Origin of the sequence: Duganella sp. CY15W, assembly GCF_009857555.1 — a bacterium.
Classification (GTDB): Bacteria; Pseudomonadota; Gammaproteobacteria; order Burkholderiales; family Burkholderiaceae_D; genus Rugamonas; species Rugamonas sacchari.
This window is the reverse complement of sequence record NZ_WWCQ01000001.1, coordinates 1,086,227-1,107,343: the sequence shown is the minus strand read 5'-3', so window position 1 is coordinate 1,107,343 and position 21,117 is coordinate 1,086,227. Positions and strand designations below refer to the sequence as shown.

Here is a 21,117-nt window from a genome sequence, read left to right as displayed (position 1 = left end):
CATGAATTTCCTGTAAAATGGAATTCATGGACATACATCAGCTCATCGCCCGCCGCGTGCGGGAACTGCGCGACGCCCAAAGCCTCTCACTGGATGCTTTGGCGTCGCGCAGTGGCGTCAGCCGTTCGAACATTTCCCTGATTGAGCGCGGCGAGAGCAGCCCCACTGCCGCCGTACTGGACAAACTGGCCAGCGCGCTGGGCGTGGCGCTGGCCGCGCTGTTTGAAGACAAGGCCGCACCAGAGGCCGGGCCATCGCCGGTCGCGCGGGTCGCCGACCAGCCAGTATGGACCGACCCGGCATCCGGCTATATGCGGCGCAGCCTGTCGCCAGCTGCACCATCTCCGCTGCAATTGGTGGACGTGGTCTTCCCGGCCGGCCAGCGCGTTGCCTACGACAGCGTGCCGCACAATGCCGACATTCACCAGCAGGTATGGATGATAGAAGGCGCGATGGAAGTCAGCGTCGGCGATCAGCAGTGGCGGCTGGACGCTGGCGACACGCTGGCCATGCGCCTGGACCGCCACATCAGCTTCCACAATCCCACCGGCGCCCAGGCGCGCTATCTGGTCGCACTGACCACCCAGCCCAACGCCAGGAGAAACGCATGAACGCCGTCACAGTCCGCCGTGTGAGCGCGAGCGAGGCCAGTACGCACGCCGAAACGCTGGCGTCAGCCCTGGCGGATGTGCTGCTTGATTGCGTTGAAGGCGGCGCCTCGGTCAGCTTCATGCTGCCGATGCCGCGCGAGAAAGCGCTGGAATTCTGGCGCGGCGTGCTGGCCGGCGCGGCGCGCCACGAACGCATCCTGCTGGTGGCGGAAACTGGCGCGGGGCGCATCATCGGCACCGTCCAGCTCATCACCGCGCTGCCCGACAACCAGCCGCACCGTGCGGACATCGCCAAAATGCTGGTCCACCGCGATGCCCGCCGCTGCGGCGTGGCGGCGCAGCTGATGGCGGCAGTCGATCACACCGCCCGGGAAGAAGGCAAAACCGTACTGGTACTGGACACTGTCACCGGTGGCGACGCCGAACGCCTGTATCAGCGCGCCGGCTGGCAAGCGGTTGGCGTCGTGCCCAATTACGCGTTGATGCCAGATGGCGCCTACTGCGGCACCACCTTCTTTTACAAGCAGCTTTAGAAATCCACCTCGCCCTCGATCACGGCCGGATAGCCGCTGATCGCGCGCGAAGTCTGCATGCCTGCCATCACGGCCGCTTCCACGCAGCCCGCATTGAGGCCAGTCTTGATCCAGTCGCCGGTCAGGAACAGGTTGGAGAATCCCGACTGGTCGGTGCGCAAGCGGTACCTGGTCGAATTCACCACCGACATCACATAGCGCTCGGACGGATCGACATTGGCGCGCCAGTATTGCGCATCAAAGCGCTGTACACCGGTGGCCTCGCTGCCATCCACCAGCCACTGCCACGGGAACGCGCCGGACGGACCGGCCGCCGACCATAGCGAAGCGATCTCCTTGCCCAGCTGACTGATGGCGCCAGCCTTGGCCACCTCCGCCATGTGCGCCGGGAAGCCATGATCGCTGACTGGCGGATAACTCTCCACCGGCAATGCGCTGCAGAAGTAGGACACATTGCGCGGGTCCAGCGGCGCCGGCCAGTCTTCGCGTACCAGCAGCTGGTCCATCGGCGCCCAGGTATCGTAAGGCTCGGTGAAGCCGCTCAGCACCGGCTGCTGACCATCCGGCTGATACGACCAGCCCATCTGCGCCAGGTCCTTGTCCAGCCAGACCTGATAGGCTTGCGTCGCCACGGTTTGCACCTTCTCGGACGTGGCCAGCAACGCCGGGCTTTGCGCCAGCAACTGCGGGCACAGTACCGGCAGCGAGCCGATTGAAATACCAAACACCACCTGGTCGAAATCGACGCCGCGCTGCAACGTCACCACCGGCAGTTCCTGGTCAAACGCCTCGCGGTACACTTGCGGCCAGTCGGTCCAATGCGACTCCAGGTTGATATTCTTCGCTTGCAGCAGCGCCGCCTGCGCCTTGTCGATCTGGCCGTACAGCGGTTCGCTCGGCCAGCAGTCCAGCCCTTTGACCGGCACCAGCGGATCGTAGCTGCCGTTTGCCAGCGCCACTTGCTGCGTCATGCGGATGCTGCCGATCTGGCTGCCGTCCGGCACCAGCTCCTCCACCTTGTGGAAGAACTTGAACTTGACGCCACGCGCCAGCAAGGCCTGGTACATCGGCGTAAAGATGGTGTCACCCATCCCCGCCTGCATCTTGAACATGATGCCGCCCTTGTAAGCGAGGCCGATACGCGCCATCGCGCGCAGCAGCGTGCCCGCTTCCGCATTCGGCTTGTCGAAGTTGCCGCCTTCGTAGGCAAACACCAGGTCGTAGAAGCCACGCACTGGCGCCGAATTCACACACAGTGCTTCGTCGCCGCCGTGCTTGCGCAGCCAGTCGCGGAAGTCGATATCGTTGATGACATCAAAGCCATGCTTGATGACGCCATCTTCAAACACGCCCTTCATGACCGTAATGCCCAGGTCCAGGCAGATGAACAGGCGGCGGATATCATCCGCGACATCGCCGTTGGCATTGGCGATCAGCTTGTCGTAGCGCGAATGCAGCTTGCCGCGCACACCCGCCAGTGCGCCCGCCAGCGCCAGATGCTGGCCCGGGTCCGCATCTTCCGCCATATTGAACACCATGCCGGTCAGCGCACTGGCCAGCAGCGACACATCATCCAGCAGCTCGTGCACCGACGAGGTCACGCCTTCCGCCAGGTGATACAGCCAGTCCGGAATCACGCCCGTGTGGTGCGGATGCGGCGGCAGTTCCATCTCCTTCGTGAGCTTATCCAGGCTGCGTATCCACTTCTCGATCCAGCCCACCATGGCCACGGCCATCTGCCACAGCGTGATCTTTTCATCGCCCTCGCCCGGTTCGCCCGGCAGCGTCGGGAACACGATCGACCAGTTATGCCACTGGTCGCCCACCTGCTCCGACAGGGCCACATAATCATGCTGCTTGAAGGCGTCACGCCAGGTCGCCAGCGGCGAACCGGCCGGGCGGTCCAGGCTCGCATAGGCGGCCTTGATCATCTTGAAGGCATTTGCGTAAAAACCGAACCAGATGTGCAGTCCGTGTTCCTCGATGCGCTGTCCCAGTTTGGCATTGCGCCCGCTGGCGCCCTTGCCGCCCAGGCGCCAGCCTTGCTGGTAGACGGTGATGTCGTAGTTGTTCTGCCATCCCGGCTGGTCGCTCAGATGGTAGGCCGTGGTCATTGCGCCCACGCCGCCGCCCAGTATCGCAATCTTCTGCGGCGCGATCGACGAGTTGTCCACCAGCTCTTCACCCGGCTGCGCGGTGAAATCGAAATTCAGGTAGTACGGCAGGATGGCTTGCTGCGGCCCCAGTTTCAGACCCAGCGTGTCGTTGAGCGGGAAGCTGTCGAAGGCATGGAGCACGGCCTCGTATTCATAGCCCAGTACTTTGCCGCTGTGGATTTTCTCGATGGTGGCGGGCGCCGCCAGGATCGCCTGGTACACCGCCTTCAGGCCGGCGCTGTCCGGGAACTGCTTGAGGAAGATCTGGTCGATGCGCGGATTGCGCAGCAGCGAGATGATGTCTTCCCAGCCCGCGACGTCCATGTTGAAGAAGTCCGGGATCGACAGGAACAGCTCAATCGCCTGCTCGATGATGTCGAAGATGCTGCTGACTTCACGCTCGCCGTCCGTGGCCTGCGTGGCGTTCACCTCCAGCAGCGGATGCATGGCGATTTTGGTGTCCGGCGAAAACGGGTGGAAGCCCTTGGCCGACAGCGCGCAGCGACTGGCGTCGATCTCGTACTCGCACAGGTATTTGGTATAGCCGAACAGCTCGCGGCCATTAATCAGCGCCATCGCATCGTCCACGAAGATGTGCGCCGGGTAGTAGTAGATGTGGGCCAGCTCGCCCTCTTCATCCATCGCGCCGACCATGATCCAGGTGACGATGTCGATTTCCGTGATCCAGCCCTTGGCATGGTCCACCGGGGCGGCGGAATCCGCGTGATTCACGCGCGTGAAAGTAATCAGCACATACGGCGAAAGCGCCTTGAACGTCATGCGCTGGCCGGCGACGGCGTTCAGCGTATCGTCCAGCGTCGCCTGGAGTTTGGCCAGTTCGCCTTTGACGAAAAAGCCGTACATCTCGGAATTCTTCAATTGCAGCGGTGAGTGCATCATCACCGAGCCGCCCTGATAAATATAGGAAGGTCTGGTCGCCATGGCGTTGCGGGAAAGAGAAGTCGGTAATCCCTCAGTGTATTTCAGATCAGGCACTATTGCCTAAAATAAATAACGATTTTCGAGGTAGAATTTGCCATGGCCAGAGACCACCAAGCACAACGCGCCTGGGTGCGCATGCCGTCCGGACGGCGGCTGGATTTGCTCGATCCCACACCTTTTGACTGGGACGATAGCGACCTTGCACTGGGGCTGGCCCGCACCTATCGCTGGGGCGGGCATTCGGCCTGGCCGCTGCCGCTGTCAGTAGCGCAGCACTCGCTGACCGTGATGCATGTGCGCGCTGCGGCCTGCCAGTCTGCCGGCCTGACGCTGGCGCCGTTGTCCGCGTTGCGCGAACTGCTGCATGATGCGGAGGAAGGCCTGCTGGGATTTGACTGCGTCTCGCCGCTCAAGCCCTTCATGGGCGACGCCTTCAAGACGCTATCGCAGAAACTGGAAGCCGCTGTCTTCCTGCGCTACGGCCTGCCGCGCTGGACGGTCAAGGAACACGCCGCCCATAAACTCGCCGACCGCCTGGCCGCCGCCAGCGAAGCGGTACATGTCGCCGGCTGGTCGGCACAGGAAGTCCGCCAGACGCTGAAGATCACGGTACCGCCGCTGAGTGACGACCCGCTGCAAGCCATCTATGGCGGCACTGCGTGGGAGCCATGGCCGCCCGCTGTCGCCGCTGAACGTTTCCTCGATCAACTCGACCAGTTGAAAATACTATGTGCCTGACCTGTGTTGCGGCCAATGTGAAATAGTGCACTAACCCGGCATCGCCACCATCTGCGGCCCGCATGATTTATGCCGAAGCTGGTCTTACGGCCGGGGCGCGGCGAGGCGCTTTCCGCTAGCATCGGTGACTCCCGTTGTAGCACAAGGATCGCCATGAAACTGACACTGAAGTATTTCCTGCTGGCCTGCGTACTGGCCGCGCCGCTCGCGCCATGTATCACCTACGCTGCCGCACCCCGGTCGCAGCATCAGGCACCCGGCTATTACCGCATCATGCTGGGCGACTTTGAAGTGACTGCGCTGTCGGACGGTACGCATCCGTTCCCGGTCGATACCGTGATGACCAACATCACACCGCAGCAGGCAATCAAGGAACTGGCGGACGCCGATCTTGCGCTGCCAGTCCAGGGCTCCATCAACGCTTTCCTGATCAATACGGGCAGCAAACTGATACTGGTCGACACCGGCGCCGGCGCATTGTATGGCGACTGCTGCGGCAAGCTGGTGGCACATCTGCGCGCAGCCGGCTACCAGCCGGAGCAAGTCGATGAAATCTACCTCACCCATCTGCACAAGGATCACGCCGGCGGCGTACCCGCTTTTCCGAACGCCGTGCTGCGCCTGTCACAAACGGAAGCGGATTACTGGCTGACAGCGGACAACAAGGCCAGGGCACCAGCCTTGCTTGCCACCTTTTTTGATGCGGCGCAGGCTGCCGTTGCACCATACCAGGCCGCCGGCCGCTTCCAGCCCTACCGGGCCTTCGGCCCATTGGAAGCCGGGATCGAGGCCCTGCCCGCTCCCGGCCACACCCCCGGCCATGCCAGCTATCTGATCCAGAGCCGCGGCCAGCAGTTACTGATCTGGGGCGACATCGTGCACGTCGCGCCGATTCAGCTGCCGCATCCTGCCGCCACCGTGAAGTACGATAGCAGCGAAGCAAATGCACAGGCCACGCGCGCGATGCTGCTGCAGAAGGCAGCAGAAAAGCACTGGATCGTCGCCGCCGCCCACATTGCCTTCCCCGGCCTGGGCCACATCCGCCGGCATCAAGGCGAGTACCAATGGCTGCCGCTTAACTATGACGAGTCACCCATCACTCAGCCCTAAGCCAGAACTGGACTTTTGGCAGGAGCCATCCAATCGTGCGGTGCTTACACTGCATGGGCAGTACCCTACTCACTCACCCAGGAATACAGGAGCCCCCATGAGCAATAGCAAACTGACGATCGACAGCGTCACCGTAGAAGACGGTACCCGCATTCACTTCAAGGACTGGGGCAGCGGCCCGGCCGTGGTTTTCAGCCATGGCTGGCCACTACAGGGCGACGCCTGGGAAGACCAGATGATTTTCCTGGCCAGCCATGGCTACCGCGTCATCGCCCATGACCGCCGCGGCCACGGCCTGTCCAGCCAGCCATGGAACGGCAACGACATGGACACCTACGCCGATGACCTGGCCACGCTACTCAACGCGCTCGATATCAAGGACGCCACGCTGGTCGGCCACTCCACTGGTGGCGGCGAAGTCGCCCGCTACATCGGCCGTCATGGCAGCGCACGCGTAAAGAAGGCCGTTCTGGTGGGCGCCGTACCACCGCAAATGGTCAAGTCGGACAGCAATCCGGGCGGTCTGCCGATGTCGGTCTTTGACGGCATCCGCGACGGCGTGCTGAAAGACCGTTCGCAATTCTTTAAGGATCTGACCATTCCGTTCTACGGCTACAATCGTCCGGGCGCCAAGGAATCGCAAGGTGTGCGCGATACGTTCTGGCTGCAAGGCATGCAATGCGGCATCAAGAATGCTTACGACTGCATCAAGCAATTCTCGGAAACCGATTTCACCGAAGACCTGAAGAAAATAGATGTACCGGTCCTGATCGTGCATGGCGACGACGACCAGATCGTCCCTATCGACGCCTCAGCCAAAACAGCGGTCAAACTGGTCAAGAATGCTACGCTGCTGGTCTACGAAGGTGCGCCGCACGGCCTGCCGACCACCCACAAGGACAAGCTGAACGCCGACCTGCTGGCCTTCCTGCAAAAAGACTAAACCGGTCGGTGATGCGGCGATGGCAACCATCGCCGGTTTTCTATCTCCCTCGATCAATTTCCGCCCGGGGCTTCTCAACGCGCTGCGTGAATTCACTTTTCAGGATTGCCTGAACAAATGGGGCGCTGGAACGTCTGCCTAGTTCCAGACACTTTTTGACAGCCCTTCATGTCCCCGCGAGAAATTCCATCTACCGCATTCCAGGCCGGCCTTGCCGGCCTTCTTTTCACGCTTACGCTGACCAGCGCCGCCCGTGCGGCCGACCTAGCGCCCAGCAGCGCCATCCTGCCACAAGTACTTGTCACCGCAGAACAGGAAAAGGCCACAGGCGCGGTAATGGGTTACGCGGCCAGCCGCAGCGCAACAGCGACCAAGACCGATACCGCGATTGCCGAAACACCGCAATCCATCACCGTCATCGGTGCCGAGCAAATCGAAACGCTGAAAGCACAGAACCTTACCGACGCCATAGCCTACGCCATCGGCGGCGCCCGCGCACCTTACGTCGAGCGCATCGGCGACGAGGTGATGCTGCGTGGCTTTATGATCCCGACCTCATTCCGCGATGGCACGCGCTACCAGAGCAACCGTTTTGATGGCCAGCAGGAGCCGTATGGACTGGAGCGGGTGGAAGTGCTCAAAGGCGCCTCTTCCATCCTGTACGGCGCCGCCGAACCGGGTGGTGTCGTCAACACGGTGAGCAAGCGGCCTACCACGGAAGCGCTACGCGAAATCAACGTGGAACTGGGTTCGTTCAAACGCAAGCAGGTGGCGGCCGATTTTGCCGGCGCCCTGTCCCAGGATGGTACCTGGTCCTACCGCCTGACCGGGCTGAAACGCGACAGCGATACTGCGATTGACTTCATCCCTGACAACCGCGCGTACATCGCGCCCGCGCTGACATGGCAGCCCTCTGCCAGTACCAGTCTGACCCTGTTGAGCGAATACCAGCGCGACCGCACTGCCTATAGCGGCGACGGCCTGCCGGCGGCAGGCACCGTGGCGCCTAACGTCAACGGTCCCATTCCGCGCAGGCGCTTTACTGGCGAGCCGGGTTATGACCACTATCACATTGACCGCTTCTCCCTCGGCTATCTGTTTGAGCACGCGTTTAACGATCAGCTCAAACTGCATCACAGCCTGCGCCGCTACAATATGCGCCAGGACTGGGCTGCCATTTCCGTTCCGTTCAACCTCAGCGAAGATCAGCGCTCGGTGGAGGAACGCTATGGCGAGGACCGCAAAGAACACAGCTCCGGCATCACCTCGGACACGTCCCTGCAATATGACTGGCAAAGCGCAGGCATCGCCCACAAGAGCCTGATAGGCATCGATTACGCCGAGCAGAAATGGGCCACCTTGCGCTATGACCGCGCGGTCGGCCCGCTGGACCTGTACACACCCGTGTATGGCGGCCCGATAGGCGAGCCCCAGCAATCCACCGCGACGCGCACCACCACGCGCCAACTGGGCCTGTACTTCCAGGACCAGATGAAAATAGCCAGCAAGTGGGTACTGCTGCTGGGCGGCCGTCAGGACAAGGTGCGCCAGAAGCAGTGTAATTATTTCGACCAAAGCCAGTGCACGGTCGACAATGAGCGCAGCTCGGCGTTCACCAGCCGCGTTGGCGCTGTCTACCTGGCCGGCAACGGCCTGGCGCCATTCGCCAGCTTCAGCCAGTCCTTCGCGCCATTGGCTGGCATAGACCGCAGCGGTAGCCGCTTCAAGCCGACGCGCGGGGAGCAATATGAAGCTGGCATCCGCTACCAGCCAAGGGGCAGCGCGTTGATGCTGTCCGCCGCCACCTATCAGCTCACGCAAACCAATGTACTGACCGACGATCCAGCCGATCCCCGCTATCAGATGCAGCAGGGCGAGGTGCGTTCGCGCGGTGTGGAGCTGGAAGCCAAAGGCCGCATCGGCCGCAATGCACAAATCATTGCCGCCTACACCTACACCGATGTCCGCACCACCAAAGCCGGTCCCTTGTATCCGGAACAGGCGGGATTACGCGTCAGCGGCATTCCTTACAATCAGCTGTCGGTCTGGGGGGATGCATCGCTCGCTGCTTTCGGCCTGCCGCAGATCAAACTGGGCGCGGGCGCCCGCTATGTCGGCGAAACAAGCAGCCAATGGCACGACTACCGTGGCGGCGATTACACGGTGTTCGACGCCATGGCCAGCTACACCGCCGGTCCATGGCGCTTCGCGCTCAATCTCAGCAACGTGAGCGACAAGACCTTCATCACCGCTTGCCCTTACCGCTGCTTCTATGGCGAACCGCGCAAGGCCATCGCTTCAGCCGTATATCGCTGGTAAGCGCCTCCGCCTTTAGGTAGAGCTGTGGTTGGACGGGTGCCAGCCTGCCCGGGGACTAACCCGATCGGGTGACCCAGCCATGACAACTATGCTGGATTTTCGCTGGCCGCCAACTGCTGCATGATGTCTGCTCGCGTAACCATCATGTAAAGCCCAGTATGGCCAGTCCTCCGCCCTCACCCGATCTGCGCCCGGCGCGTCTCAACGCGCTGGGCGAGTTCGCGGCATCGATTGCCCACGAAGTCAAACAGCCGCTGGCCGCCGTGACCATCAACGCAGAAGCCTGCATGAAATGGCTGGAGCAGGACCCGCCACGCCTGGAGCAGGCACGGGCCGCGCTGCGCGTGGTGATGCAAGCCAGTACGGCCGCCGCCGGCATGGTGCGCAGCCTGCACGGCATGGCATGCCAGGCGGCGCCCGAGCGCAGCACCTTCATCGTCGAAGATGCCTTGCGCGAGGTCTTGCAGCTGATGCGCGGTGAACTGCGCCAGCACGGCATCACCATGACCGAAGACTACGCAGCCGTGCCGTACCAGCTCACGGCCGACCGCGTCCAGTTGGCGCAAGTGATATTGAACCTGCTGCTGAACGCCATCGAAGCGTTGAAAGACAGCGCTGCTCCGCGCACGCTGGCGCTGAAAACCCTGCTGGCCGATGGTGCGCTGCGCATCAGCATCGAGGACAGCGGCGCCGGAATCCCTGCCGCACTGGCAGAACGCATATTCGAACCACTGTTCTCCACCAAGCCGGGTGGCACTGGCATGGGCCTGGCGATTTGCCGCAGCATCGTCCAGGCCCACGGCGGTCAAATCTGGACCACCACAGTCCAGCCGCACGGCACCGCTTTTCACCTGAGTTTCAAGGAGTACACCGTATGGACCCCATCTCGATCCTGATCGCGGACGATCATCCCCTGATACTGGCGGGCCTCAGTTCCCTGCTCGGCGCCATGCCGGAATTCCGGCTGGTCGCACAGGCGGCCGATGGCGTGCAGGCGGTGGCCTTGTATCAGCAACACCGGCCGGACGTGGCCATCCTCGATCTCAGCATGCCGCGCCTGAACGGCGTCGAGGCCATCGAGCAAATCCGCGCGTTTGACGACAGCGCCAGCATCGTCATCCTCACCACCTACCAGGGTGACGAAGATGTCTACCGCGGCCTGCGCGCTGGCGCCAAGGCCTACCTGCTCAAAGACGGCGGCTCGGACCAGCTGCTCGACTGCATCAGCACGGTGGCCAGCGGCCAGCAATTCCTGCCTGCGGCAGTGGCCAGCAAGCTGGCGCAACGCAAGGCCGCCAGCCAGCTGTCGCGGCGCGAGCTGGAAATCCTGACGCATCTGGCCACCGGCAAGAGCAACAAGATGATCGCGCGCAGTGCCGATATTGAAGTCGGCACCGTCAAATTCCACGTCAATAACATCCTGGCCAAGCTCAATGTTGCCAGCCGCACGGAAGCCGCCACCGTGGCGGCCCGGCGTGGCCTGCTCAGCGTCTTCTGATTACTTCGCTGGCACGGCCGGCAGCACCTTGTGGGTGCTGTGGGTGCGCTCCGGCGCCTTGTGCACCATGGTGTAGGCGTAGTCCACGCCCATGCCATAGGCGCCCGAGTGTTCGCGCACGATGGCCATTACCGCATCGTAGGTTTCGCGGTGCGCCCAGTCGCGCTGCCATTCCAGCAGCACCTGCTGCCAGGTCACCGGCACCACGCCGGCCTGGATCATGCGCTGCATGGCGTAGTCGTGGGCTTCTTTCGAAGTGCCGCCCGAGGCGTCGGACACCATATAGATTTCGTAATCTCCTTCCAGCATCGCGCACAGGGCGAAAGTGGTGTTGCAGACTTCCGTCCACAGGCCAGCCACGATGACTTTCTTCTTGCCGTTAGCTTTCAGCGCATCGCGCACTTTCTGGTCGTCCCACGAATTCATCGACGAACGTTCCAGGATGTCTTGGCCCGGGAATACGTCCAGCAGTTCAGGGTAAGTGTGGCCCGAGAAGGCTTCGGTTTCCACGGTGGTGATGGTGGTTGGCACGCCAAACACCTTGGCCGCCTTGGCCAAGGCCACGGTATTGTTCTTCAACACCTGGCGGTCGATCGACTGTACGCCGAAAGCCATTTGCGGCTGATGGTCAATGAAGATCAGCTGGCTGTTTTTCGGGGTCAGGACTTCTAATTTAGGATTGCTCATGATGGGTTCCATATGGTGTAAAAGGAACCCTCATCTTAGGGCGCGCGCCAGGCAAAAACTACTCATCTTAATATAGGCTGTTCGCGCATCGCGCGTCTGCTAAGATGGATCTACCATGAGCACCCAACACACCCAACTGACCGCTTTGCAGCGCGCCTTGCGCGACCTGCACAAGCAACTGATTCATCTGGAAACCCAGTATTTTGGCGCTGCCGGCAGCCCGCTGGAGCATTTGCAGCTGATTACCAACCATCCGCATTTCGCCTGGCTGCAAAAGCTGTCCGGCCTGATGGCGCAACTGGACGAACGCCTGGAAGACGAGGCGGAGATCGGCGCCGAGGAGGCAAAAGCGTTCCGCCAGTCGCTGGAAATGCTGATCGGCCCTTGCGAGGAAGGCGACCAGGCATTCCGCGCAAAATACAACGCGCTGCTGCACGATGGCCCTGAACTGGTGATGGCGCATGGCGCCGTGCGCAAAGTGCTGGCGACTATCGGCTAAGCCAGCGCGGTATATAACGCTTCCAGCGCGCCTGGCCGGCATAGGCGCAAGCCGCGGGCACGGTCAGCATCACGCGCGTTCCGCCACCTTCGCGGTGATCGATGGCGATGTGGCCGCCAATACGGGCGGCGCGTTCGAACAGGCCAGTCAGGCCCCAATGGCCTGTGCGGCCGTTGCGGATGACGTCAGCGTCGATGCCCTTGCCATCGTCCAGCACCTGGACCATGAACTGGTCGTCGCCATAGTTCAGCTCCACCTGGATGGTGCTCGCTTGCGCGTGGCGGAACGCATTCATGATGGCTTCGCGGGCGACGCTGTACGCCTCGCAGGCTGCCTGCGCTTCCAGCGTGCGCGGCGTGCCGGCCGTGCGCAGGCTGAACACGCTGCCATGCGACTCCTGCAGCACCTCGCCAACCAAGGTCAGTCCATGCGCCAGATCGCCATTTCCCATGGCGCCGGAGCGCAGATCCTGCACTTCATCGCGCCCCTCTTCCATCACCTTGTCCGCCAACAGCAGCACGCGTTCGATTTTCTGGCGCACCACCGAATCCTCGGGCAGTCCGCTCAGCGCCGTCTGGAAGCTCATCGTCAGCCCATGCACGCTTTGCAGGAAGCTGTCATGCAAGGCGCGCGCGATGCGCTCCCGCTCCGCCATGCGGGTGGCGAAGCGCATGGTGGCCTGGCGTAGCCACAACAGATACAACAGATACAGCACGCCGGCCACGCCCAGCGCACACAAGGCGTAGAACCAGCGCGTCTGCGTGAAGGTCGGCAGTATGCGTACGGCGATCGACGCCTCCTCATCGTTCCACTGGCCGAACTGGTTCACCGCCGCGACGCGAAAGCGGTAATCGCCCGGTCCCAGATTGGTGTACGAGACCGCGCGCCGCGCGCCGGGGTCTTGCCAATCGGCGTCCACGCCTTCCAGCCGATAGCGGAAGCGCAGGCCTTCCGGCATGGTGTAGCTCAGCGCCGTGTATTCGATGCGGAACGAGGTGGTACCCGGGGCCAGCGTCACCGGCTGCGCAAAGTCCAGATAGCGGTTACCTTGCGCCACCAGCGTCTCTATCTTCACCTGCGGCGGATGAGGCGCCGGATACACGCGCGTGCTGTCCAGCTGCGCGATGCCGCTGACGCCGGCAAACCACAGCTGGCCATCGGCGTCGGCAATCGCGCTGGGCAAGCGGATGGCAGTGGCGGCAAAGCCGGGGTAGCCATCCAGCACGCCGTACAACACATACTTCAACGGCTTGTCCGGCGCGGACACGGCAGCCTGCCAGTCGGCCGCCCGCACAGACACCACGCCTTTGCCGCCGTTGAACCAGTGATCGCCATTGGCAGCGATCACCATGCCGGACACGCGCGACAGCACCTCCGGATCGATCGCGCCGATGCGGCGGAACTGCCCACCGCGCAGCACCGCCAGGCCAGCGCTGCCGCCAGCGATCACCTCGTCACCGCCATGCAGGAAGGTGATGGCGCCGACATCGTGATCGCCCTGCGGCGCGTAGCGCGTGATACGGCCCTGATCGAAATGCAGCACCACGCCATCGTTATAGCCGAACCACATGGCGCCCGGCGTCCCCGGCGCGGCAAAGAAAATCCCCGGCGGCAGGCCCAGCTCGGCCTGTGTCTGCCAGCGGCCATCGTGCCAGCGGAAGGTGCCGCGGCGGGAGATCGTCACCCACAGCGCGCGGCCGTCGTCCATGATGCGCGTCACCGGCACATCGCCCGATGGCTTGTCGGGGTCGGGCGGATAGGCGATGCGCTCGGTCTTGTCCGCATAGCGGCGTTCGATATGGTCTACGCCGGCCACCAGCAGCGCGCCATCGGCCGCGTTGCCAAGCACACCGAAATTACCGGCCGCGCCGCGTTCGACCACGCGCGCCGGCGCGTCCTTGCTGAGTTGCCAGATCTCGCCCGTGGGCTTGGCCCAGGCCAGCACATGGCCGTTGCTGTCGCGCGCAAAGCTCAGGAAGCGCTCGCCGCCATTCAGCCGCGCTTGCGTGAGCCGGTTGTTGCGGAAGCGCTCGACGCCGGCCTGCGTGCCGACCCACATGCTGCCGTCACGGTCTTCAAACAGGAGGTTGCCCGTCAGGCTGCTGAGCTGCCATGGTTGATCCAGCCGGCTATCGGGATGCGCGGCCGGCGTGAGCATGGTGGCAAGCCCGCTGCCCAGTCCATCGCTGCGGCAGACGCCGGGACAGGCCAGCATCCAGTAATTGCCGTCACGGTCGAACAAGCCATTTTCCTGGCCTTCCGACTGCGCCAGCCATGCCGGGCGCGGCTTGTCCGGGCCGCGATGCTGGGGCGGCACGGGCACCAGCTTGTCATGCGTGTCCAGCCACAGGCGGCCATCCGGCGACTCGCTCAGATTGGTGACGCCGTAGCCGCTGAGTACGGTACGGAAACGCTGGCCGCCCTTGGCCAGCATCAGCAACTGCTGGCCTGCCGCCAGCCAGATCTGATCGTATTGATCGATAATCAGGTTGGACACGCGCCCCGGCGGCACGCCCAGCGCCTTGCCGACATTGCGCCATTCATGGTTCGCCAGCTGCAGCAGGCCATGGCCGGTGGCAGCCCACAACACGCCGTTCTGGTCCATGGCCGCACTCGATACCGGCCCCAGCAGCGCGCCGCCCAGCATGGACGGCGAATGCGTGAGATGGCCTTTGCTCAGCACGCTGATGCCACCGTAGATGTAGCCAATCACGAGGTCGCCGTTGCGCAGCGCAGTCAGCGCCGTGATGGGCCGCTGGGGCGCCACCTCGCCCGACAAGGCCTCGAAGCGACGGAAGCGCACGCCATCAAACCGGTACAGGCCGTTGCTGCTACCCATCCACAGCCAGCCGTCAGCCGTTTGCGCCATGCTGGAGATTTCACCCGGCGCGCCGTCCTTGCCGGTCCAGATGTCATGGTGGTAATCGTTGAGGGTAACTTTGCTGTCCAATGCCCAGGCGCCGGGAGCGCCAATCAGCAGAGCTAACAGGCAGAAAATACGGAAAAGGTTTGCCATCCTCACATCATAGATGAAAAAACAAAATATTAAAATCTATCGACAAGATAGGAACAATAAAATTTACCAATGGCAGCCCAGGCTTTATTCTGACCACACGTTCCAACGCATACGAGAGCACATCATGAAACGCCTACAGAATCTTCCCCTGCCCTTGAGCGCCATTGCCCTGCTGACGGCCTTTGTGCTGGGCAACTTCGACTACCAGACGGCTGGCTGGGCCTTCTTTGGCATCGGCATTGTCGCCTGGGCCAGACTCGACGCCAAGCAACTACTTAAATCAGACCGTTACGGCTTTTCGCCGGCCATTGCCGTGCTGGCCTATCCCGCCCTGGCAGGTGCCCAGGCCAACGTCGCCATCACCTTCGCACTGGCGCTCCATGCCTTGCTTGTATTCCTGATTTTGATGAGCCGCCATCTGTCGGAAGACATAGCGCAAGCTTTTTCTCAGAAACAAGGGATAAGTCAGCGTATCTAAAGTGGATTTTTCAGATATCCACACCAACTGTGGATAAGCGTGTGCATAACCGCCTCTTGACAGCTGAGAACGCCTTTAACGGCGGGCAGAACAACAAATTGCCTAATCCACAGGCAGATTTTTTATCACATAAAATCAACAACTTAGAAAAATTAAAAAGTCGCCAACTGGCGGCTTTTTCGCCGCTTGAAAATAAATTTTATGTGCATAAGTAGGTAGCATGACGCCCGTTGTTTCGCTGCACTGCGAATTCTTTGACAAATGTGCTGGCGAGGAATAGTGTCACTCTGGAGCTCGGCCTCTTCGACTTACCCTGGGATGATGCATGAATCAGAACGACGACGATACCGATTGGATGATTGAAGACGAGGGACAGCCCGCCAACCAGACCAGGACGGACGCCGCCAATGCAGCTCCGGCGCCGCCGCCATGGCGCGTGCTGATTGTGGACGATGACGTGGATGTGCATGTCGTCACCAAATTTTCGCTCAGCAATGCCTGCTTCCAGGGTCGCCGGCTCAGCTTCCTGCATGCCTACAGCGGTGAGGAAGCGCTGAATGTGCTGCGCAATACGCCGGATATCGCGCTGGTGCTGCTCGACGTCATCATGGAAACCAGCGATGCCGGCCTGCAGGTGGCACGCCAGATCCGCGACAGCCTGCACAACAAGCTGGTACGCATCGTGCTGCGCACTGGCCAGCCGGGCCAGGCGCTCGAGCACAGCATCATCCTCGATTACGACATCAACGATTTCTGGTGCAAGACCGACCTGACCACGCGCAAGCTGTTCACCACCGTGATTTCCTCGCTGCGCGCGTATGCCGGGCTGGAGGACGCGCACCAGCATACGCTGGCGATCCAGGCCGAGCTGGATCAGGCGCGCAAGCTGCTCGCTGCGGTGGACCAGCACGCGGTGATGATGACGCTGGATGCACACGGCCGCATCAGCTCGGTCAACGACAAGGCCTGCACCGTCTTCCAGTTCAGCCGGGAAGAACTGATGGGCGCCGACCCGCACCTGCTGCACACCCAGCCCTACCCGCAAGACCAGCTGGCGGACGCCCTGCAGGCCTTGAAGGAAGGTGAAGCCTGGACCGACGTGATCAGCACCTGGCGCAAGGATGGCCAGGAAGTCCGCCTGCGGATTACCGTCACCGGCGACAATGGCGGCGCCATCATCGTCGGTAGCGTGCTGCAGGCGCTGAAAAAACCACTTTAAGTTTCGCTTAAGTCACGGATTGATAAGCGTTTTTCGGGATATCCACAATACTTGTGGATATCTATGTGGATATACCCCCATTGACAACGCATACGGCCTGTAACGGCGCGGTTTCCGACAAACTGCCCATCCAACAGGCAAAAACAATCGCCTTTAAAATCAATAGCTTGCAAGGTCTTCGATTGTAACAAGAAAACTTTTCAAAAAAATTCTTGTCAACATGATTTGTGCATAAGTAAACGCAGGCCGCAGATATCAATGCGAGGATTTTCGGCGCTGATCCGGGTGTAATAGCACCCGTTCGATCACTTTCGGATTGACGTTGTGCGATTTCAAGTACTCGATGGCACACACGGTATTGAAACTGTCCTGCACGGTAATGCCGCGTTCGACCACGGCACTGCATTCTTCATCGCGGCGCTGCTGGAATAGCAAGGTGGGAGGCGCTGATTCCAGGCTTTGGACTAGCATAACGTTCATCATGATCCTTGGTGAGAGTGAGGGCTGCCGCCCGATCGGTGATGCGCTCAGGGAGTATGGACGACGATGAGACAAAGTCAATATCAGCCTCCCATCATTCCGCAATTAAAGTCACCCCGTTCTATAATGTGGTATGACCTCCGATGCCGCCCGCCCCCGTCCTGCCTCCCTGCTGGATTTATTCATGTCATTCACCATTCTTGCACTGCAAGGTTTTGGTGGCGTGCTGGCCGTGGTCCAGCGCGAAATTGTCGAACGCAAGAAGTGGCTGACGCCGGAAGAATTCATTGAAGACTGGGCGGTCGCACAGATCATGCCCGGCCCCAACGTCGTCAATCTCTCGCTGATGATCGGCGACCGCTACTTCGGCCTGCGCGGCGCGCTGGCAGCGCTGGCCGGCATGCTGTGCGTGCCGCTGCTGGTGGTGCTGGTGCTGGCCGTGCTGTACGCGCAGTATGGCAACCATCCCGGCGTGGCAGGCGCCTTGCGCGGCATGGCCGCCGTCACGGCAGGCATGATCGCAGCGACCGGCCTCAAGCTGGCGACCGCCTTGCGCACGCATCCGCTGCCGCGCTGGCTGACGGGTCTGATTGCGGCGCTGTGCGTGGTGTCCGTGCTGGTGCTGCGCCTTCCCCTGGCCTACACCTTGTTCATCCTGGGCGGCGCAGCTTGCGTACTCACCTACCGCAAACTAAAGGGAACGCCGGCATGATGAACGAAGCGCCACTCCACATCGTACTGAGCTTGAGTGACTGGCTCAGTCTGTTCGGTCACTACATGCTGCTGTCACTGATGTCGATTGGCGGTGCGATTTCCACCACCACTGAAATGCACCGCTACCTGGTGGTGGAGCACCACTGGCTGACGCAGGAACAATTCAATAATTCGATCGCGATTGCGCAAGCGGCGCCCGGCCCCAATGTGCTGTTCGTTGCGCTGATGGGCTGGAATGTGGGCCTGAACGCCGGCAGCTATGCGGCTGCGCTGGCCGGCGTCGCCGTCACCATGTTCGGCATTCTGGCGCCCGCGACCACGCTCACCTACATGGCCGCACGCTGGGGACACCGCAACCGCGAGCTGCTGGGCGTACGCGCCTTCAAGCAAGGCATGGCGCCGGTGGTGGTGGGCTTGATGGTGTCGGTCGGCGTGATACTCGCCGCCAGCAACGACAAGCCGGCGACCGACTGGCCACTGTGGCTGATCGCGCTCACTGCAGGCCTGCTGCTATGGCGCACCCGCATCCACCTGCTGTGGCTGCTGGCTGCGGGCGCACTGATCGGCTGGTTCGTCGCCTGACTATTTGTTCTGGTAGCCGCCGTAATGCTTCACGGGACTCCAGTCCGGCTGCACCTCCAGCCTGGCCGGAGCGAACTGCGAGTACTCGGGGGCGGCATACACCACCTTGCCGTTCACAATCGTCAGGCTGGATTCGAGCTGTTTGATCTTCTCCACGTCCATCGTGAAATAGTCCTGCGGCAGGATGACGATGTCAGCATATTGGCCTTTGGCCAGCGTGCCTTTCAGCTTTTCCTCGCCGCTCATCCAGGCGCTGCCTTGGGTCATGAGCTTGAGCGCCTGATAGCGGCTCAGCACATCCTGGTCGCGCCAGATCTTCAGGCCGCCAGCGGTCTTGCCGGTCACGGCCCAGTAGATCGACGGCCATGGGCCATAGCTTGAAACGCGCGTGCCGTCCGTGCCCAGGCCCACTGGAATCTTCATGGCCAGCATTTTCTGAATCGGCGGCATCTGGCGGCTTTGCGCACCGTACTGCTTCCAGTACAACTCGCCCTGAAAATACATACGGTCCTGCACCGCAATGCCGCCACCCAGCGCTTTCACGCGCGCCAACTGCTTGTCGCTGATGGTTTCCGCGTGGTCGAAGAACCAGCGCAGGCCGCTCAGCGGCGTATCCTTGTTCACCTTCTCGATCACGGCCAGATCGCGGTCGATGCTCTCGTCATAAGTGGCGTGGATGCGGAACGGCCAGCGGTTCTTGATGAGCAGGCGCAGCACCGGCTCCAGCTCACTCTCCATCTGCGCCGGCATGTCCGGGCGCGGCTCCAGGAAGTTTTCGAAATCCGCCGCGCTCCACACCAGGTTCTCGCCGCCGCCTTCGGTGTTGTAGCCGTTGGCGTAGAACAGGTGGTCATTCTTGTCGGGATGGGTTTGCGTCAGCCAGCGCTGATAATCTTCCAGCTCCTTGCCAGGCTTTTGCGCAAACAGATAATAGGAAGTACGCACCGTCAGCTTGCCGTTCCTGGCCAGCTCCAGGCTGACCGCGTAGTCATCCGGATACGCCTGGCCGCCGCCGCCCGCATCGATCGCGCTGGTCAGGCCAAGGCGATTCAGTTCGGTGTAGTACTGCTGCGTGGAATTGAGCTGCTGCTCGCGCGACAGCGCGCCCGTCTTTGCCAGCGTGGTGTAGAGGATCATCGCGTTCGGCTTGGCGATCAGCTTGCCGGTCGGTTTGCCGTCTGCGCCCAGCTCCACCACGCCGTCCTTGAACCTGGTGTCGGCGTTGTAGCCCAGCGTTTCAATGCCCTTCTGGTTCAAAAAGCCCAGGCCGTACAGATACAGCAGGAATACCGGCTTGTCCGGTACCGCCTCATTGATTTCTTCCAGCGTCGGCAGGCGCTTCTCTTCGAACTGGAATTCGTTCCAGCCGCCGACCACCTTCACCCAGCCGCCTTCCGGTGTACGCGCGGCCTGCTCCTTCAGCATCTGCAAGGCTTGCCTGAGCGAGGTCACGCCATCCCAGCGCAGCTCGGCGTTGTAGTTCAAGCCTTCACGGATGATGTGCAGGTGCGAGTCGTTCAGGCCGGGAATCACGGTCCTGCCGGCAGCGTCGATGACTTGCGTATTGGATGATTTGCGTTTGAGGATCTGGGCATTGCTGCCCACGGCGTCGATCTTGCCGTCGGTGATGGCGAGCGCCTGGGCGTAGGCGCCCTCTTTGGTCATGGTCGCGACCTTGCCATTGGTGATAATCAGGTCGGTTGCGTGGGCGGAGAACGCGCAGGCGAGCGCCACCGCAATTGCGGGCTGCTTCAACTTCATAACTACTCCTGGAAAATAAAAACGGCGCGGTGTTCAGTGCCGCGCCGGCAGTGTCAGAGAATTGAGGCGAGCCCAGTTCCCGTGGATTAGTCTTTCAGTGCTTCGATAGCGAACGACAGGGTCACGTCATCGCCCACGTGCGGTGCGTATTTGCCGGCGTTGAATTCGGTACGCTTGATGGTGGCGGTGGCATTGGCGCCGCAAGCCAGTTTCTTCATCATCGGGTGATCCATGCACTGGAAGTGGGTGATGGTCAGGGTCACTGGCTTGGTCACGCCTTTCAGGGTCAGGTTGCCCTCAACCGTCGCTGGTACGTCGCCCTTGAAGTTCACTTTGGTGGACTTGTAGGTGATGGTTGGATACTTGGCGGTGTCCAGGAAATCTTCGCCCTGAATGTGCTGGTCGAACAGCTTGGAGCCGGTGTCTACCGATTTGGCATCGATGGTCGCTTCCACCGAGCCAGTCTTGGCCGCGCGGTCCAGCGTGAATTTGGCGGTGGTGTTGTTGAAGCGGCTTTGCTGGGTCGAGTAGCCGAAGTGGCTGTAGCTGAAGCTCGAGAAGGTGTGGTTGGCGTCCGACGAGAAGTTGTCAGGAGCGGCAGCAGCGGTCAGCGAGATACCAGCAGCGATCAGCAGGGCAACGATTTTTTTCATTTAGAAACTCCTAATGTGGGAACAAAAATTGTTCGTGTACGGACTATTATGCTCGCGCCATTTCAAGTTGTAAAACGAATTATTTACCGCTTTATTATCGATAAAATCGATCATATCCGCATGCCCTTATGATAGCGGCCTGCCCCGCAAAAGGTATCTGGCTTAAGGCCGGTGCCGT

The 21,117-nt window shown here is 61.5% G+C and carries 20 protein-coding genes; 14 read left to right on the top strand and 6 right to left on the bottom strand.

Translation table 11 applies throughout. The annotated features are described in order from the left end of the window. Positions 1–26 precede the first annotated feature (26 nt). Both GTP58_RS05285 and GTP58_RS05280 read left to right on the top strand, forming a co-directional pair. Positions 27–611 carry a helix-turn-helix domain-containing protein gene (locus GTP58_RS05285; protein WP_072784636.1) on the top strand — a complete coding sequence of 195 codons (585 nt, stop codon included), beginning with the start codon at positions 27–29 and terminating at the stop codon, positions 609–611. Continuing rightward, positions 608–1,144, top strand: coding sequence for a GNAT family N-acetyltransferase (locus tag GTP58_RS05280; RefSeq protein WP_161076557.1), 537 nt, complete (start codon positions 608–610; stop codon positions 1,142–1,144). Before GTP58_RS05285 ends, GTP58_RS05280 begins: the two co-directional genes overlap by 4 nt. Here GTP58_RS05280 and GTP58_RS05275 read toward each other — a convergent pair. Beyond that, entirely contained in the window at positions 1,141–4,242 is a 3,102-nt protein-coding gene (locus tag GTP58_RS05275) for an NAD(P)-binding protein (RefSeq protein ID WP_161076556.1), read from the bottom strand. The genes GTP58_RS05280 and GTP58_RS05275 overlap by 4 nt on opposite strands. Positions 4,243–4,338: 96 nt before the next feature. Here GTP58_RS05275 and GTP58_RS05270 point away from each other — a divergent pair, with 96 nt between their 5' ends. The 6 genes from GTP58_RS05270 (at position 4,339) to GTP58_RS05245 (ending at position 10,850) form a co-directional block, all read left to right on the top strand. Next, complete coding sequence (locus GTP58_RS05270) at positions 4,339–4,980, top strand: phosphohydrolase (RefSeq protein WP_229215426.1); 642 nt, start codon at positions 4,339–4,341, stop codon at positions 4,978–4,980. Between the two features lie 153 nt (positions 4,981–5,133). Next, positions 5,134–6,090, top strand: coding sequence for an MBL fold metallo-hydrolase (locus tag GTP58_RS05265; protein ID WP_161076555.1), 957 nt, complete (start codon positions 5,134–5,136; stop codon positions 6,088–6,090). Positions 6,091–6,187: 97 nt separating this feature from the next. Continuing rightward, complete coding sequence (locus tag GTP58_RS05260; RefSeq protein ID WP_202413474.1) at positions 6,188–7,033, top strand: alpha/beta fold hydrolase; 846 nt, start codon at positions 6,188–6,190, stop codon at positions 7,031–7,033. Between the two features lie 168 nt (positions 7,034–7,201). Further along, the gene (locus GTP58_RS05255) at positions 7,202–9,352 is read left to right on the top strand and encodes a TonB-dependent siderophore receptor (RefSeq protein WP_161076554.1); all 2,151 of its coding nucleotides are present in this window, start codon (positions 7,202–7,204) and stop codon (positions 9,350–9,352) included. A 158-nt stretch (positions 9,353–9,510) separates the two neighbouring features. Beyond that, the gene (locus GTP58_RS05250) at positions 9,511–10,248 is read left to right on the top strand and encodes a sensor histidine kinase (protein WP_161076553.1); all 738 of its coding nucleotides are present in this window, start codon (positions 9,511–9,513) and stop codon (positions 10,246–10,248) included. Next, the gene (locus GTP58_RS05245; RefSeq protein ID WP_161076552.1) at positions 10,227–10,850 is read left to right on the top strand and encodes a response regulator transcription factor; all 624 of its coding nucleotides are present in this window, start codon (positions 10,227–10,229) and stop codon (positions 10,848–10,850) included. The genes GTP58_RS05250 and GTP58_RS05245 overlap by 22 nt, the downstream gene beginning before the upstream one ends. Here GTP58_RS05245 and GTP58_RS05240 read toward each other — a convergent pair whose 3' ends face one another. Continuing rightward, a complete protein-coding gene (locus GTP58_RS05240) occupies positions 10,851–11,537 on the bottom strand; it encodes a hydrolase (RefSeq protein WP_072784118.1) in 687 nt (228 codons plus the stop codon). Between the two features lie 115 nt (positions 11,538–11,652). Here GTP58_RS05240 and GTP58_RS05235 point away from each other — a divergent pair, with 115 nt between their 5' ends. Next, positions 11,653–12,036, top strand: a complete 384-nt coding sequence (locus GTP58_RS05235) for a hypothetical protein (RefSeq protein WP_161076551.1) — start codon at positions 11,653–11,655, stop codon at positions 12,034–12,036. Here GTP58_RS05235 and GTP58_RS05230 read toward each other — a convergent pair. Beyond that, the gene (locus GTP58_RS05230) at positions 12,026–15,052 is read right to left on the bottom strand and encodes a sensor histidine kinase (protein WP_161076550.1); all 3,027 of its coding nucleotides are present in this window, start codon (positions 15,050–15,052) and stop codon (positions 12,026–12,028) included. The two genes, GTP58_RS05235 and GTP58_RS05230, sit on opposite strands and share 11 nt — an antisense overlap. A gap of 124 nt (positions 15,053–15,176) precedes the next feature. On the opposite strand from GTP58_RS05230, the gene GTP58_RS05225 reads away from it, so the two are divergent. From GTP58_RS05225 to GTP58_RS05215, 3 genes are all read left to right on the top strand, one after another. Continuing rightward, positions 15,177–15,530: a hypothetical protein gene (locus GTP58_RS05225; protein WP_161076549.1), complete on the top strand. Its 354-nt coding sequence runs from the start codon at positions 15,177–15,179 to the stop codon at positions 15,528–15,530. A 41-nt stretch (positions 15,531–15,571) separates the two neighbouring features. Further along, positions 15,572–15,745, top strand: a complete 174-nt coding sequence (locus GTP58_RS05220; protein ID WP_161076548.1) for a hypothetical protein — start codon at positions 15,572–15,574, stop codon at positions 15,743–15,745. 110 nt (positions 15,746–15,855) lie between these two features. Next, a complete protein-coding gene (locus GTP58_RS05215) occupies positions 15,856–16,749 on the top strand; it encodes a PAS domain-containing protein (protein ID WP_161076547.1) in 894 nt (297 codons plus the stop codon). A 255-nt stretch (positions 16,750–17,004) separates the two neighbouring features. On the opposite strand, the gene GTP58_RS05210 is transcribed toward GTP58_RS05215, so the two are convergent. Next, positions 17,005–17,220 (bottom strand): hypothetical protein, encoded by a 216-nt coding sequence (locus GTP58_RS05210; protein ID WP_161076546.1) that lies wholly within the window; start codon positions 17,218–17,220, stop codon positions 17,005–17,007. Positions 17,221–17,413: 193 nt separating this feature from the next. On the opposite strand from GTP58_RS05210, the gene GTP58_RS05205 reads away from it, so the two are divergent. Together GTP58_RS05205 and GTP58_RS05200 are read left to right on the top strand one after the other, a co-directional pair. Next, positions 17,414–17,941, top strand: coding sequence for a chromate transporter (locus GTP58_RS05205; RefSeq protein WP_308937353.1), 528 nt, complete (start codon positions 17,414–17,416; stop codon positions 17,939–17,941). Then, positions 17,941–18,525: a chromate transporter gene (locus tag GTP58_RS05200; protein ID WP_161077265.1), complete on the top strand. Its 585-nt coding sequence runs from the start codon at positions 17,941–17,943 to the stop codon at positions 18,523–18,525. The genes GTP58_RS05205 and GTP58_RS05200 overlap by 1 nt, the downstream gene beginning before the upstream one ends. Here GTP58_RS05200 and GTP58_RS05195 read toward each other — a convergent pair whose 3' ends face one another. Both GTP58_RS05195 and GTP58_RS05190 read right to left on the bottom strand, forming a co-directional pair. Next, positions 18,526–20,286 (bottom strand): amidohydrolase, encoded by a 1,761-nt coding sequence (locus GTP58_RS05195; RefSeq protein WP_161076544.1) that lies wholly within the window; start codon positions 20,284–20,286, stop codon positions 18,526–18,528. It abuts the gene before it with no gap. 86 nt (positions 20,287–20,372) lie between these two features. Next, positions 20,373–20,939, bottom strand: a complete 567-nt coding sequence (locus GTP58_RS05190) for a YceI family protein (RefSeq protein ID WP_161076543.1) — start codon at positions 20,937–20,939, stop codon at positions 20,373–20,375. Between the last annotated feature and the right edge of the window lie 178 nt (positions 20,940–21,117).

What these genes read in the sequence shown, in the direction of transcription:
- GTP58_RS05230 (WP_161076550.1), bottom strand. Translation starts at nt 15,052, where the DNA reads ATGGCAAACCTTTTCCGTATTTTCTGCCTGTTAGCTCTGCTGATTGGC.
- GTP58_RS05205 (WP_308937353.1), top strand. Translation starts at nt 17,414, where the DNA reads ATGTCATTCACCATTCTTGCACTGCAAGGTTTTGGTGGCGTGCTGGCC.
- GTP58_RS05275 (WP_161076556.1), bottom strand. Translation starts at nt 4,242, where the DNA reads ATGGCGACCAGACCTTCCTATATTTATCAGGGCGGCTCGGTGATGATG.
- GTP58_RS05250 (WP_161076553.1), top strand. Translation starts at nt 9,511, where the DNA reads ATGGCCAGTCCTCCGCCCTCACCCGATCTGCGCCCGGCGCGTCTCAAC.
- GTP58_RS05215 (WP_161076547.1), top strand. Translation starts at nt 15,856, where the DNA reads ATGAATCAGAACGACGACGATACCGATTGGATGATTGAAGACGAGGGA.
- GTP58_RS05190 (WP_161076543.1), bottom strand. Translation starts at nt 20,939, where the DNA reads ATGAAAAAAATCGTTGCCCTGCTGATCGCTGCTGGTATCTCGCTGACC.
- GTP58_RS05195 (WP_161076544.1), bottom strand. Translation starts at nt 20,286, where the DNA reads ATGAAGTTGAAGCAGCCCGCAATTGCGGTGGCGCTCGCCTGCGCGTTC.
- GTP58_RS05210 (WP_161076546.1), bottom strand. Translation starts at nt 17,220, where the DNA reads ATGCTAGTCCAAAGCCTGGAATCAGCGCCTCCCACCTTGCTATTCCAG.
- GTP58_RS05285 (WP_072784636.1), top strand. Translation starts at nt 27, where the DNA reads ATGGACATACATCAGCTCATCGCCCGCCGCGTGCGGGAACTGCGCGAC.
- GTP58_RS05260 (WP_202413474.1), top strand. Translation starts at nt 6,188, where the DNA reads ATGAGCAATAGCAAACTGACGATCGACAGCGTCACCGTAGAAGACGGT.
- GTP58_RS05235 (WP_161076551.1), top strand. Translation starts at nt 11,653, where the DNA reads ATGAGCACCCAACACACCCAACTGACCGCTTTGCAGCGCGCCTTGCGC.
- GTP58_RS05225 (WP_161076549.1), top strand. Translation starts at nt 15,177, where the DNA reads ATGAAACGCCTACAGAATCTTCCCCTGCCCTTGAGCGCCATTGCCCTG.
- GTP58_RS05240 (WP_072784118.1), bottom strand. Translation starts at nt 11,537, where the DNA reads ATGAGCAATCCTAAATTAGAAGTCCTGACCCCGAAAAACAGCCAGCTG.
- GTP58_RS05245 (WP_161076552.1), top strand. Translation starts at nt 10,227, where the DNA reads ATGGACCCCATCTCGATCCTGATCGCGGACGATCATCCCCTGATACTG.
- GTP58_RS05255 (WP_161076554.1), top strand. Translation starts at nt 7,202, where the DNA reads ATGTCCCCGCGAGAAATTCCATCTACCGCATTCCAGGCCGGCCTTGCC.
- GTP58_RS05200 (WP_161077265.1), top strand. Translation starts at nt 17,941, where the DNA reads ATGAACGAAGCGCCACTCCACATCGTACTGAGCTTGAGTGACTGGCTC.
- GTP58_RS05265 (WP_161076555.1), top strand. Translation starts at nt 5,134, where the DNA reads ATGAAACTGACACTGAAGTATTTCCTGCTGGCCTGCGTACTGGCCGCG.
- GTP58_RS05280 (WP_161076557.1), top strand. Translation starts at nt 608, where the DNA reads ATGAACGCCGTCACAGTCCGCCGTGTGAGCGCGAGCGAGGCCAGTACG.
- GTP58_RS05270 (WP_229215426.1), top strand. Translation starts at nt 4,339, where the DNA reads ATGGCCAGAGACCACCAAGCACAACGCGCCTGGGTGCGCATGCCGTCC.